The sequence below is a fragment of the Myroides sp. ZB35 genome (genome assembly GCF_001865835.1).
In the GTDB taxonomy this organism is placed as follows: Bacteria; Bacteroidota; Bacteroidia; order Flavobacteriales; family Flavobacteriaceae; genus Flavobacterium; species Flavobacterium odoratimimum.
The window spans coordinates 3,564,420-3,578,812 of record NZ_CP017769.1; the positions used below are offsets into that span (position 1 = coordinate 3,564,420).

The window sequence follows — 14,393 nt, forward strand, 5'->3', positions numbered from 1 at the left end:
TTTACACAAAAAGATTCATTTAGTTATACTAAATAGCCAAATTATCTTATTATAAAAAACAAATAGGTTATGAATTCCACAAAGAATTTCAAGCCAATAACAATATATATGAATAGAATAGAAATACAACACCTAGATCATAGAAATGATCTTACCCTAGAAGAAATGATTATATCAAAAAGTATGAATGGATGGATATTACAACTATACCTTCAACTATTTAAAAAAAAACCATCTAGTTTATAAATTAAGAGGGTTATAGAATAAATTATCTAAAATAAAATCCCTAGGTAAATACTTTATTAGGGACAATTAAAATATTAAATTAATAATTAAGATTATGCAAGAAGGTACAGTAAAATTTTTCAATGAAACAAAAGGATTCGGATTTATAACAAATGGAAATGAAGATATTTTTGTTCACGCTACTGGTTTAGAAGAAGACATTAAACAAGGTGATAATGTAACATATAACGTAGAGAAAGGACAAAAAGGTTTCAATGCCGTAAATGTAAAAAGAGCACAGTATTAGAACTAATTTTCACATCTAAGCTCGCTTTAAATTTGCAAATATTAGTATTTTTAAACACATCATTAGTAATAATTGATGTGTTTTTTGTTTTTAACAAAAAACTCTATTACAATTAAATTGCCTCTTTCCGGTTTGATTTATGCCACTTTGAAAATTTCATTACATTCCATCGATCTACTTACCAATTCACTACACAAGAGCACATGATTTCTTATTCACTTATCTTGTAGACTTACCTATTTTGTAATGTGATACCCTTTAAACAAACTCACTCCCTTACATTAAGCTTTAACATAAGTATCTTTTTTAAGGGTATATAATACTTCTAAAAAACCTATACTGATATTAACAAAGTAATTTTTTATATAAAAATTCAAATATTTCACTAAAAGTATAATTTAAACAACATACGATACAAATGTCAAATATTTATTAATATATCGTTTAATATGTTATATAATTAATTATATTGTAATTATTGTTTTTTTTTATAATCATAATCTTTTTTATCATATTTTATTAAGTTAAAATTATTTTAAATACATAGTATTTTTATCTATTTTAGAGCAACTAAATAAATAATAAATTATGATTTCAACAAAATTAGGTAGCTTAACAGCTATTTTTCTTTCAATGTTTAGCATGAGTCTCCATGCGCAAACTGAACAAAAAGAAAACCGATTCAAAGTAGGAGTTGATTTAGGGTATACTAATACCTCATTAAATACTAATATTTCGAATTTAGTAGATTCTAAGTATAATTCTCGTGGAGGTTTTGGGGTTAATGTTTCTGCAGAAATGGCCGTATGGAAGAATATATTTGTCTCTACAGGAGTTTCATACTTACAAAGAAACTATGAGTTTGAAAGAACAGGTAGTCGCGAAGGATGGTATTCTAAGTATAGTAATGATTTTATATCAGTACCCTTACTCGTTGGTGGATACTTAATTAACAATCCATATCATACTAATGGGATTTGGGTTAAAGCAGCAGGAGGTATCTACACTGAATATTGGGCAAAAATGAAAACTAAAGGGCAGTATCCTGTTTTTTCTGAGTTACAGCTTGATGGTTCATTTAATTATACAACAGTTTCTGAAAAATATGATTTTAAGAAGAATGAAAATCAGTTACGTAGATTATCTATGGGATTACAAGGACAGGTTCAAGTTGGTTATGCGATAGATAAAATAGATGTCTATGTAGGCTATAATTATCTTTATGGTCTTACAGAGACTTATAAATACGATAGTCCTGGGAATAAAAAGAATACTAGAGATTCGCACATGATTTCTATAGGAGCTGCTTATAAATTTTAATAAAATTACACACGATGAAAAGAGTAAAACATAAAATAACAATATTTAGTTTATCTATATTATCATTATCATCTCTAACAGTATTAAATTCTTGTTCTACTGATGATATTACAATTACTGATCCGAGAAGATTTACTTCAGAAGATGTAAAATCTTATGCCGATTTATTTGAAGTTTTTTGGAAGACAATGGATCAACAGTATAATTATTTTTACGAGCAGAAAAATCAAGGAGGTTTAGACTGGGATAATGTATATAAGACATATTATCCTAAATTCGCCGCTCTACAAACTTATGGTAGACCTAATGAGGATGATGGTCAAATACATGAAGATTATTTAACTGCTTTTCAGTACTTCAAAGAGATTGCACATCCAATAATAGATCGCCATTTCTATGTAAAGATTCAGTTTCCTGCAACTAATAAAAATATTATTAGAACTGAAACACTCTATGGAGGAATACTTGATACAGTAAGACCTTACGTGTATCCATTTGCACAGAAGTATAATTATATGAAAGATAGAGTGACTGCTAATGGATATAAGTCTAATACAAGTAGTTTTGGAATCATTGCAGGAAATTTAAAATCTAATCCAGATATCTATTATTTCTCTTTTAGTCAATTTGCAGTAACAAATAATTTAAAAATAACATTAGCGAACAATTATTTAAATCCTGGAAAAGGCAATGCACTATTATTGACTGAAGATATTTTAGAAGCTACTGACGAATTAAAGGCAATTGAAGATGTTAATATGCGTAATGCTATTAAAGAGGTGACCTTTAATATACTAAAAGAATACAATGAGTATTCTAATTCAAAAGCGTATAAAGAATTTATAGAAGAGGCAGCGAAGTTTAACCAAACTGAAGTGGTTAGTAATGAATTAATGCTTGCTACCCAAAATGCTTTAAGAGCATATAATGCGTTGCCTAAATATAAAACGGTTGCTCCATACGGAAACTTATATAATGAAGCGACACAATTCTATGTAGGTGAGTTTATAGGTCTTATGGATAATCACGTTAATTTTGGTTATAGATTTCCAGAATTAACAGGTGCATTAAGCCAAGTTTTAACTAGAGGAGAATTTTATCAGAAGTTCTTAAATCCTTTACATAAAGGTGAAATCAAGAAAATAATAATAGATTTACGTTCTAATGGAGGTGGTGCTGTTGTTGATGCACGTTTTATTTCAGATCGTTTTATTACTAAAAATGCTGTATTTGCTTATCAAAGAACAAGAGAAGGGAATGGTAGATTTAATTACACTCCATGGGTAGAGGCTAAAACTAAACCACATAATTTTGGTATTCCAGCGGATATTCCTATTGCTATTTTAACAGATAAAGGTAGTGCAAGTATGTCTGAAATTACTACGCTAATGTTAAAATCTCAAGGAAATCAAGTCGTAAGTGTAGGTGACTATAGTGCTGGAGCAACAGCAGGATTAGGCGCTGTAGATGATTTCAATGGAGGTACTAGAGATGAAGTTGCAGGAGGTAAATTAACATTCTATATGCCATTATTAGCAATGAAAGATGCTGATGGGGTGGTAATAGAAGGTGTTGGTGTTAAGCCAAATATTCATGTATCTCCACTAACAGATAGTGAAGTATCACAGATGACTTCACCTACTTTTGTAGATAGAGTGGTAAATGAAGCGATTAATTATTTGAATTCTAAATAGTTAAAATATATAAATAGAAATGCTCCTTAAGTATTTAACTTTTGGAGCATTTTTTATTCAATAAAAGTTATGAATTTCCACGCCATTCAGTTAGAAAGTATGGTTTCAAATCTATTGAGTAAAGAACAAAAGCTATCTAACCAAGCATTAATTAATAAACAATCCTACTATCGGTTTTGACATAGCGTAAGTGAGGTACTATATCTAATTCTATACTGAATATTCCACTCTATACTGCACCACGAATCCGTTAAAGTGGATCTTCCCCACTTTTGGTGGTTAATCTATCGAAAGCACCAATCTTTTTTCTAACAAATCAATTGAACATCTGACATACATTTGTCTCTTTAGAGTCTTAAGTTTATTTACATTCCCTTCAACAGGCCCATTACTCCATGGTAAATCTATTGCATTTTTAATAGCGTTAGTATCTTTTAAAAGCCCTTTAGAAAAACTCTGAAACTCTGGGATACCACTGAGGTTTATTTTGTCAATCCAAGTATAAAAATAATCACTACATTTTTGTTCAAACATCATACATCGAAACTCTCTGACTACCTCCAATGTAAAACGTAAGGTAGGTGATAACTCATAAAACTGATCTAGTATATGCTTTTGTGCCTTATTGATTCTCTCCTTTTTAGTCACAAACAATATCATTGTACGTGAAGGACGTCAAAACACTAAGTTTGATGGTAAAATCACCTTGTTTCTAGCAGCTTTTCCAATTGAAATTTGAAATCGTTTAAGTGAGTCTGATAATGTGTTATAAGCGCCTGTATATCCACGATTTTTCAATTCAAAATGTAAAGTTTTAAGTAGAATTGTTGGTTCTTGAATAATTCGTGATTCGATATATTCGAGATGTTTTTCTATACCTGTTGAGCTTTGACAATGTATCGTAGGTAACTCATCATACAGCTCATATTTTTTTACTGTAACACGACTCATATGAAGCAATTTACTTATTTCTCTATGACTCTTACTTTGAGCTAATAGCTCTTTGACTTGGGTAAAACGTTGTAATTGATGATTTGACGTTTTAGTCTTTTGCCTTTTATTTTCTGGTTGTATTGTCATAGTATTTTTTTTTCTCATTTTTTGAATAACCGCATATTCTCTATCTAAAATCTTTCGAACAGTCTCTCCTAAGTTCTTTAGTAAATGCCAACGATCAGCAACTTGTAAAGCTTGGGGTGCTCCTTGTGTAGAAGCTCTTTGATAATTGATAAATCTGTCTCTTGAAATTAACTGTACTTGTTTGTTTTGAGTAAGCCAATGATAAAATGTGTTTTCTTCCCTATCTTTTAACAAACCAATTGGTTTATTGGTATTTAGATCTATAAGAATACTTCCATAGCGTTCTCTTTTTCGAATAGCCCAATCATCTACACCTAAATGTGTAACATTAGTAGTTGTTGGAAGCTCTTGTTTTGCTATAATTCGAAGTAAAGAAGTATCGCTAATAGTAACAGAAAATTCTGCGCATATTTTCTCAATAGGTCTACCTCCTGTTAGAATAACTAAATTCAATAACTTTTTAGTTAACCTATCACTTCTTCTTTGATAAGAAGAAAAGATCGATTTAAATCGCTCTGTAAAGATTTTCAAAGGACATTCTAATGTAGAACAATAGAATTTTCGAGCTTTCAATTTTATCAGTGTTTGTTTACCAAAAATAGGAAGATCAACTATTTTTCTAATGTAGTAACTATGTAATTTTGAAGATGGTAGTTTGGAGTACTTGGTATATGGAGTTGTAGGTTTTGTTTGTTTAGCGACACAAATTTCTATAACCCTTCTTTATTTTACAAAAGTCAAGACGACTTCAATTAGTAAGAATTAATCTTCTATTACCAAAAGACTCTAGTTTATTTTTCTTGTTATAATGTGATTTAAAGCAATTAATTACATCTTTTTTGCTGTAGGCTAGTTAGTTTTTTTTTATAATTCATTTTCTTTTAGAGGTTTTATAACTGTTTATAAAATCCTGTTTTTTAATATAATGCATTGAAATTGCATATAAAACAACACCTGTAAAATTATAAGATCCTGTTTTTTCAAGTAAACCTTCTTTGTGTTTTTCAACTGTCCTACAACTAATATGTAAGCTATCAGCTATTTCAGAGGAGCTAAGCTGTCTAGCGCTAAGAGTTATAATTTCTAATTCTCTTTGGGAGAAAACACATGTGGTGTTTTCTATATCAAAGCTAAGTTTTATTAGAACCTTTCTAACCCTTTTACCAAAATACTCTAATGATTTGTTAACTGTTAAAATAGCTTTTTCAATATCCTTAGATTTGGCTTTTTTACTTAAGTATCCTGAGATATTAAACTTAAGCATTCTAGCGATACTATGATGATCATAAAAGCTAGAAAGTATAATTACCTTTAAAGAAGGATAAGTTTTATTTAACTCTGCCACTGTTTGATAACCATCCATTTTAGGCATCTGAATATCTAAAAACACAATATCAACCTCTATTGTCTTTAAGCCTTGTAATAATTTTAACCCATTAGAACTTTTTAAGACCACCTCTACAGAGCTAATCTTAGATATGATCAATTCAAAACCATCTCGAAAGACTGTGTGATCATCCACTATTGCTACTTTTATTATTTTGCTTTGCATAATAAATACCTATTGCATTTGAATTCTCTTCTCTTATATGCCTAAAATCAGCATTAATTTGTTTTAATCTAGCATGTATATTACTAAGACCTATACCTTTTTGGGCGTTATCACTTTTTATATCAGAATCATAGCCTATTCCATTATCACTAATTAATAAGATAAGTTTACCCTTATCCCAAAGAAGTCTTAAACTTACCTTACTAGCCCCGCTGTGCTTTATGATGTTTTGTATCAGCTCTTGAACTACTCTATAAAAAGTTAGTTTTACATTTTGATCTAACTCAAAACTAACTGGCTCATAGTGATAACTAAACTCAATACTACTTGTCTTGTTAATTCGGCCTATATAATCAGATAAAATACACTCTAAAGGATTATCCTCAATATAAGGTGGAGATAAATGATAACTCAGCTCTTGAAGCTGCTTATAAGTGTTTAAAGTTATTTTCTTTATCTGTTTTAAGGCATCTTTTTTTGTCTTTTTATCTTGATAGAGTTTTATTATCTGTAGATAACTTAACACACATGCCAACTCGTTACACACCCCATCGTGAAGTTCTCTTGAGATGCGAGCTCTTTCCTTGTGCTCAGCTTCTAAAATAATACTAAGTCGGTTGTTTAAAAGTTTGATTTGATACTCCTTAAGATTTTTCTGATATAATATCACAATAGCTATAACCACACCACACAAAGCAGTGGCCGAGATTGTGGCCAGCCAAAAGATAAGCGTTATTTTATTTTCCATATTACAATAGATATTACAATTCTAAGGGTTAAGCTCCCTAGAATATTAATTAACCAATAATCTAAAAAATATAATTTGTTATCCACTCTATAACTACACAACACAAACAAAGGTATAGTCACACTATAATAAACAAAAAGGCCTATTACCATATAAAAATCAGCCCTTTTAAAGAGTCTTAGACTTGTTTTTTGAATAAAATTCTGATTAATTACAATAAAACTAGAAACAATCACAAAAATCATCACAAAGACCTTATTTATAGTTTTTGATACCAGAAAATGATGGTTTGTTAAAAAGCGGAATGAAAACAGATAAACTATTACAAAAAGACCTAAAGACAGGTAAAAGTAAGCCTTTGGTTTTCTATTTAATAAGTTTATAAAAAGGTAAAACAGAGCTATAAACTCTAAAAGGGAATAAACTTGGAACCAAACAAGAACATTAATCTTTAAAATAAGACTTGCTATTGTCTCGTACAAAGAAGCAATAAAAAACAATAAAACAATTCCCAAATAAGCTTTATCACAATTAATACCCTTTCGCCTTTTATACAAGTAAAGACAAAAGGGTATAATTCCAAACAATAAAGTTAATACTATTACCCCCATTGATACATAAAGCTTGCTTTTATCCCAAAGTATTATCATACGAACAAGCAGGAGGACAAGTGATTAATTCCTCTAGGATAATTCCATCGCTAATATCCTGCCCTTTTTGATCTACTCCTACTAAAACCATATTGGTTAAAGCGGTTTGTTTATTGAGCCCTGGATAGATACGCATACCTATACAATTGGTTTGACTCAAAAGCGCTTGTAGTTTATCTATCCCTACATAATAGCTATTTATCGCATCTGGATACTGAGCTTTAAACTCAGTGATATACTCAATAGCTTTTTGTTTTGTAATCACTTGACCACTTTGATTTGAAATTTTCATAAAAATACTGATTTATAATTAATCCATAAAGTTTAATACTTTAAACTATAAAGTCAATACGTATTTTTACGTAATTATACGTATAAATACGTATTGATTAAGATTAATATTTTTACTTATTTAGCACAGTTATCCAAAAACCAACATTTATGATAAATCTAAAAACAAAACCAACCTTAATAAAAATTACAACTCATGAATCAAACAACAACAACAAAAAATGCCCTTAGTCAGATTATCAAAAAAGAAGCTGAACTAGGGGCATTAGAATCTGTTTCTATTTCAAGTACATTAGAAATGATCGAGTTTTTAAAAGCTGTTTTAAAACAAATCAAAAAACAAGTTCTTGTTTATGGTTTTACCAGTCAAGAGCAAGAAATTGATTTTTTTAAAAACATTAAACCTTTAATTCTTGGAAAGCTTATCTTCTACAATAAATTATACGGTTTTAAGTGCGAGTCTCCAAGTGATATAGTATCTGCTAAGATATACTTTCAAGAAAAACTAAAACAACTCCACAGTGAATATAAAAAATACCACCTATATAGTGATATCTATAAATATTATAAAACAAAGGCTTCACATAGAGATATAGAATACTTTACAACAGGGCACATAAATAAAACACATCTGGTAAATAGTTTTAGTTTTGAAATAAACCCTAAATTCTCAACCTTTTATGATTATAAAATAGCACGTATTATAACCTATGAACTTCTAAGTGCGTATTTAAACAATAAAACAACCTCTTACAATTCCCTTATAGGTACAGCCACCCAAAACGCTATAACCTGGTCTGAATCAAATAGCGCATTAATAGAACTAATATATGCCTTGTATGTGACAAAATCTGTAAATCATGGTAAGGTTAAAATAAAAAAACTATCAAAAGCTTTAGGGCAAGTTTTCCAAATTAATATCTCAGATAATATTCACCACACCTTTCACCGCATGAAAACAAGAAGTTATTCAAGGACTATGTTTCTAGATAAACTAAAACAGTCTCTTGAGGATTACATGGATCAAGATCAGCCATACAAAGGTTAAAAAAAGCAAAGTGGGGCTAGTCTTTATAAGATAGCCCCACTTTAAATTCTGTTAATATCTAATAAAATATTAGATGTTTTTATTGTAGCATACAATCATACCTAACTATAGGTAATATCTGCAAATACTGAGTTAGTGTTATAAACTTGTTTTAATCTTTGTTTCTCTTGCTCTATAGAGATTAATGACTCGCAACCGGTTTGTTCATAAACCAACTCTGAAGCTTTCCAAACCTTTTTTGTATATTTAAAGGTTCTTTGACTTATACTAACTTCTTGCTTATTTTTATGATCAATAAAGTAACTATTGTAAAGCATTACAAAGCAAGTGCATTAAAACAAGCAAAAAATGTAAAAATGTAGGAATTAAGTCAGCAACATTTAGTTATTGGGTAATTAAGTATAAAACAGAATCAACACAATCCTAATATAATAATTTTATAAGTCTAACAAAGAATCAGTTAACTAGCATTCAAGGATATGAAATGCTCTATCCTAGTGATTTAAGCTACAAGTATATACAGATAATCTAAGTGAAATCGATTTCTCAGTAAACCTTGTTTGATATTTAACCTTAGTAGTTTGCATCAATTTAATTTATCTTAATCACCCTGCGATATAGATAAAAGTTTTTATTCTCTATTTGGCATTATTTAAAACAAGCTTAATCAAACGTTAATGGGCGTGTACTTGTTTTTATCAACCAGAGTAATCAAATAAAGCTTTTACATTGAAAGAAAGGGATTTATGCTGTATTTATTACAAGCTATTATAATTTATATTTTTTGCAAACTGAAAAAAAACATTTCGGATCTACATACTTATAACTACAAAAAGTTAATCTCAAACACTGTACAATAATATTTAGATCTCACAAAAAACTCTTACTCAGGGGTAGATAGGTATATTTAAAGACTCTATCTCAAATTACTCTTTTATTTGTGGGGATATACATATTACTTTCGTTAAAATATAAGATTGTATAGCTAATTTTCTTTTCTTTTGTACAAAGAAAATAATGAGTAATATTAGTCATTATTGAGATTACTCTAAAACAAACACTACTGTTTTTACTTATGAATAAGTTACCTTTGGAACCTTTTCTTCACCGATTTAACAATAGATTATACATCAACTGCAAAGATGTTAATAAATTAGTACAAATTAGGGATCAACACTTGTTTTATCCTCATAAATTAACTTTTTTTTGTATTCATCTGTTTTTGGAAGGACAAGGAACATATTATTTAGATTCTGTTTCAATTGATGTCGCTCCTAAACGAGTTTTAATAGTCTCAAAGAATCAGGTAGAGCAATATTGTCAGCCTATAAATTATAAGTCTGAGATTTTGATGTTTACTGAAGAATTCTTTTGTATTGATGAGCTACATTTTCAGTTTTTCTATAATACAAAACTTTTTGATTTAACTGATCATTTACAGTCAATTGATATAAGTGGGCAGTATGAAGAATTAACTTTATTATTTACACTTATCAAAAAAGAGTTAAACAAAAGTTTTTACCCTAAACAGCAATATATTTTAAATAATTACCTTTTCAATACATTACTAATTTTAGAAAATGCTATTGATAAATCTACTACTCAACAGCTAAATATTTCACACGATAAGTTAATTGTATCTAATTTCAAACATTTAGTTAATAATAAGATAGATAAAAGTATGACTGTAAAAATGTATGCCTCTGAATTAAAACTAAGTGTTCGATCAATTGAATATGCATTTAAAAAAACTGATAATATCACTCCTTATGCCTGGGTATCAGAAAGAATGATTATGGAAATTAAGAGATTGTTATTATATAAAGATTTACACATAAATGAAATATCATTTAAACTAAAATTTAAAGAAGCTAATCATCTAACAGTATTTTTTAAAAGAAAAACAGGTCTAACTCCTTTGCAATTCAGAAATAAATATAAAGAGAATGGTGATTAACGCAGTTTTTATTCGTTTTTATATAAGCTTGAATAAGAGTTCAAGAATTAGCTTTGCATTGTTGTTAAAGCAGTAAATGCAGGAAGCGATAAAGTTATTATTTTTAATTTACATGTTTTAATCAAGAGAATAAGTCATTATTAATTCTCAACTTAATCTTTGTTACTAGATTTAAAAGAAGTAACTACAAAACTCACACTTTTTTCAAGTAGCTCATAAATGAGCTAATAAACAACAATTGATTTTAGAGGCTTCTAAATAGGAGCCTCTTTTTTGAATCAAGCTCAAGAGTTGTGGATATGTATTTTTCCTATAATACAGTGTTTACTTTTGTTTTAAAGCCTAAAAGTGATCTCCCATATTGATTGATTTTCTTAAATACCTGAGTTCGATTATAACAAGGCTAATTGATTAGTTTTTACTTTCTCATATCTTATGTCAAGTTTCTTAGGCAAGAAATGATATGTAATAATTCCAGCGATAAGGTTAGTAAAGAAATTAATAGGCGATCTATGTCTAGAGTGTTCTACCTGACATACATTTTTTAATTCATCGTTAACAGTTTCAATTACTGATCTTTTTATCATCTGGACACTAAACTTTCGAGCAAAACAAAATAATACTCTTTAAAGAGCTCATAGGATCTTTTTTATTCTAATAACTTACCGCTGATTTAGATTCTGCTATACTTAAACCTAAATAATTTAAGTTTCCAATAGCAGAGCGAAGTCCATTACTAATATCAAGAACATATTTACTTCGAGCAAAATGGCAAAATAACATAGAGATTAAATGACTCCAACTATCAAAGCCCTTGTTATATTTATCTGTTTACTTTTCCTTTACGATTTTCTTAAACTTTGAAGGATTTAGTTTTTGGATTATTTGAGAAAATAAAGTTACATTTGTCATAGAGAGTGTTTTTTGGTGTGCAACTCAAATATAATTTGAGATTCTTAATTCACTCTTTTTTTTTGCTTTTTTTTTAACGTTTAGGACACTATTGGTGATAGAACTAAAAAATCAAGATGACTTCAATATAAAAAAATAAGCTTGAATTAATCAAGCTTATTTTTTTCAATTATTATTCATTGCATTCGCTATGGAACTATATAATCTACATTTGTATTCTCTTGTACATATTGGATAGCCCAAGTCATAATATTAGCGTATAAAATACTATTATAAACCAAAGTACCTCCATTATATGCTTTAGAGATTGGCAATCCTCCTGCTGTCATAGCAGCTGGCCAAATAGTTGTCGAACTATTAGTAGCATCACCAGAGGTCCATCCAGAATCACCAACATAAATATATCCTAGTGTATTGTGCTTAATCAACCAAGAACGAGAAGTATTACCTTGTTGATGAGAAAAGCTAGTATATTCATTCGAAAAACCTGTTACGTAATAAGAATTATTCACATCACTTCCTCCTGCTTTACCTCGGATGTCTCCAAAAGGCCCATTTAGCAATATATTATCCATATTTAAAATTGGATTGATATAAGTAGTTCCAGTACCTGATACATTAGTAGTTGCAGAGTTTGCTATTGCATTAATTAAATCCCTAGCCCCTGTAGCATCATTCTCTTGAGAGTGAATCAATACCCCTTTCTTATTTTTAACAAAGTCTTCTAAAATGGCAATCGATGCTGCTGATGGTAAGTAATTATAACCAATTACAATTACGTCTATTTTATTATTATTGATGTTATTTCTCAATGTAGCTCCTTGTCCTGTACCTCCATTAACAATCGTAATACCATCTACTTGAACTTTTCCTGTAGGTCCAAAATTCGCAGGTGATTGTAATATAGCCCTTGTACTTTGCGTATTACTAGCCGTTCCAGGTTGATAGGTACCACCTCCTAATCCAAGGACATTTATTTTGCGATAAACAAACTCTACATTTTTATTACATGTATTACTTCCTAAACTACTATTTGATGTAATTGTAAATCGATGAGTACCTCCTGTTAGACCTGTACCTGAAGCTTGTAATGTTACATCTTGTGTACCGGTCAAAGTAAATGTACCGCTTGCTGAGAACGTCACTCCATTTACTGTATTGGTAGATATAGTATAAGCACCTGGATATTGAACGTTTACACTTAATGTCATTGTATTCGTAGCATTCATGGCTATATTAGGAGCATACGTTCCATTTACCACTATAGTAGAACAAGTTAAACTATAAGCTACAGGTTGTCCTGTTATTGTAACATCAAATCCACAAGTAGCAACCATACCTGGTGATGCATCTAAAGTAAAGGTATTTACACCCGGAGTAGTTGGTGTTCCAACAGCTGTTAATACAACATCCCTCTCACCTAGTGAATCAAAAGAAAGTGGCCCTGAAGTGAAATAAATACCGCCCACAGTATTTGTACGAATTGTGGTTTCACCGGTTGCTTGTACATTAGCCTTTATCGTTACTGTATTAGAAGCTGTCATGGCTTCATCTTGTTTATACACCCCAGCAACAATTGCTTGAGAACAATCTACAGTATACTTAATAGCTTGTACTACAACTTGAACACCCGTACAACTTGTACTTGTACCAGCATCAGAATTTGAAGTCAAATTAAATGAATTTGAGCCTGAAACTATTGGTGTTCCAGTTCCCAATAATTCTATGGTTTGAGGACCTCCAATTTGCGTAAATGTCCCAGATCCTCTAAATGAATAACCATTGACTGTATTAGTTGATATACTCCAATATCCTACTGATTGCACGTCAACCTCTAAAACAATCTTATTATTCCCATCTAACGATCTACCGATCATATAGTCACCTTGAACTATTGCACCATTACAATCTATTTCATAGCTAACACTTGCTTTGTCTACAAAGACATACTTAGTAACACATGTACTAGGCTTATTGTTTAATGAGATAGTCAATAAATCTCCATTCTCACCAACATTATAGCCCACATTAGGAGTTCCTACTCCTTCTGCAATCAAAGTATATGTTCCTGAGGTTGGGAAAGTTCCTTTAGTTGAAAAATAATAACCATTATTTGTTGCAGCTAAAATATCATAGGTACCTGCTTGTGTTACTGTTACAGGTATAGTCAAATAATTTGAAGGTTTCAAATATTCTCCTTGTTTAAATATTCCATTTACCGTTATCTCTGAACATTGTATTGCACTAATTTCAAATACAGCAGGAGGCGGCGTACCACATAAACTCAACCAGGTATCTTGTACTTCACTCCAATAGTTAAAACAGCCTGTTGTTTTATTGTAAATCAATAAACCATCAGTTCTATTGGCAACTGCAATTGCATCTCTTTGTTGTGTGGTCAATCTTGGAGTCAAAAATCCTTTATTAACACTTTCTAATTCAAGTATTACTCCCAAACCAGGTACAGCAGCGGATCCAGAAATAGTACCATCTTTAATTTTAGTCATATTAGTTTGGGCCATACTTGAAAAGATACCTATAAAAAGGATCAATAGTAATGAAATTATATCTTTCATTCCCTTGTATATCGTATTATTATAACGCATAAT

General features: G+C 30.0%; 13 protein-coding genes and 1 pseudogene. 6 read left to right on the top strand and 8 right to left on the bottom strand.

Annotation, left to right across the window (positions count from 1 at the left end; all coding sequences use genetic code 11):
- Positions 1-108 precede the first annotated feature (108 nt).
- The 4 genes from BK054_RS18485 to BK054_RS15780 all read left to right on the top strand — a co-directional run bounded on the left by BK054_RS18485 (position 109) and on the right by BK054_RS15780 (position 3,546).
- A complete protein-coding gene (locus BK054_RS18485; RefSeq protein ID WP_165868435.1) occupies positions 109-246 on the top strand; it encodes a hypothetical protein in 138 nt (45 codons plus the stop codon).
- 94 nt (positions 247-340) lie between these two features.
- Positions 341-532: a cold-shock protein gene (locus BK054_RS15770; protein WP_006258090.1), complete on the top strand. Its 192-nt coding sequence runs from the start codon at positions 341-343 to the stop codon at positions 530-532.
- 588 nt (positions 533-1,120) lie between these two features.
- Positions 1,121-1,852, top strand: a complete 732-nt coding sequence (locus BK054_RS15775) for an outer membrane beta-barrel protein (protein ID WP_006258091.1) — start codon at positions 1,121-1,123, stop codon at positions 1,850-1,852.
- Between the two features lie 14 nt (positions 1,853-1,866).
- Complete coding sequence (locus BK054_RS15780; protein ID WP_006258092.1) at positions 1,867-3,546, top strand: S41 family peptidase; 1,680 nt, start codon at positions 1,867-1,869, stop codon at positions 3,544-3,546.
- 279 nt (positions 3,547-3,825) lie between these two features.
- Here the strand turns inward: BK054_RS15780 and BK054_RS15785 are convergent, their stop codons facing one another.
- The 5 genes from BK054_RS15785 to BK054_RS15815 form a co-directional block, all read right to left on the bottom strand.
- The gene (locus tag BK054_RS15785; protein ID WP_198032306.1) at positions 3,826-4,194 is read right to left on the bottom strand and encodes a transposase; all 369 of its coding nucleotides are present in this window, start codon (positions 4,192-4,194) and stop codon (positions 3,826-3,828) included.
- Positions 4,195-4,221: 27 nt separating this feature from the next.
- Complete coding sequence (locus BK054_RS18200; RefSeq protein WP_317042578.1) at positions 4,222-5,340, bottom strand: ISL3 family transposase; 1,119 nt, start codon at positions 5,338-5,340, stop codon at positions 4,222-4,224.
- A gap of 157 nt (positions 5,341-5,497) precedes the next feature.
- Positions 5,498-6,178 carry a response regulator transcription factor gene (locus BK054_RS15800; protein WP_071307515.1) on the bottom strand — a complete coding sequence of 227 codons (681 nt, stop codon included), beginning with the start codon at positions 6,176-6,178 and terminating at the stop codon, positions 5,498-5,500.
- Positions 6,141-6,926: a sensor histidine kinase gene (locus tag BK054_RS15805; RefSeq protein ID WP_071307516.1), complete on the bottom strand. Its 786-nt coding sequence runs from the start codon at positions 6,924-6,926 to the stop codon at positions 6,141-6,143. The genes BK054_RS15800 and BK054_RS15805 overlap by 38 nt, the downstream gene beginning before the upstream one ends.
- A gap of 630 nt (positions 6,927-7,556) precedes the next feature.
- A complete protein-coding gene (locus BK054_RS15815) occupies positions 7,557-7,868 on the bottom strand; it encodes a hypothetical protein (RefSeq protein ID WP_006258099.1) in 312 nt (103 codons plus the stop codon).
- A gap of 195 nt (positions 7,869-8,063) precedes the next feature.
- Between BK054_RS15815 and BK054_RS15820 the strand changes: the two genes are divergently transcribed.
- Together BK054_RS15820 and BK054_RS15830 are read left to right on the top strand one after the other, a co-directional pair.
- Complete coding sequence (locus BK054_RS15820) at positions 8,064-8,915, top strand: RteC domain-containing protein (RefSeq protein ID WP_058699847.1); 852 nt, start codon at positions 8,064-8,066, stop codon at positions 8,913-8,915.
- 1,075 nt (positions 8,916-9,990) lie between these two features.
- Positions 9,991-10,872 (top strand): AraC family transcriptional regulator, encoded by an 882-nt coding sequence (locus BK054_RS15830; protein WP_071307517.1) that lies wholly within the window; start codon positions 9,991-9,993, stop codon positions 10,870-10,872.
- 392 nt (positions 10,873-11,264) lie between these two features.
- Here BK054_RS15830 and BK054_RS15835 read toward each other — a convergent pair.
- From BK054_RS15835 to BK054_RS15840, 3 genes and pseudogenes are all read right to left on the bottom strand, one after another.
- A pseudogene (locus tag BK054_RS15835) lies at positions 11,265-11,453 on the bottom strand (transposase); the annotation flags it as partial.
- 73 nt (positions 11,454-11,526) lie between these two features.
- Positions 11,527-11,655, bottom strand: a complete 129-nt coding sequence (locus tag BK054_RS18660) for a hypothetical protein (protein ID WP_230493084.1) — start codon at positions 11,653-11,655, stop codon at positions 11,527-11,529.
- Positions 11,656-11,972: 317 nt separating this feature from the next.
- Positions 11,973-14,390 (bottom strand): hypothetical protein, encoded by a 2,418-nt coding sequence (locus BK054_RS15840; RefSeq protein WP_071307519.1) that lies wholly within the window; start codon positions 14,388-14,390, stop codon positions 11,973-11,975.
- Between the last annotated feature and the right edge of the window lie 3 nt (positions 14,391-14,393).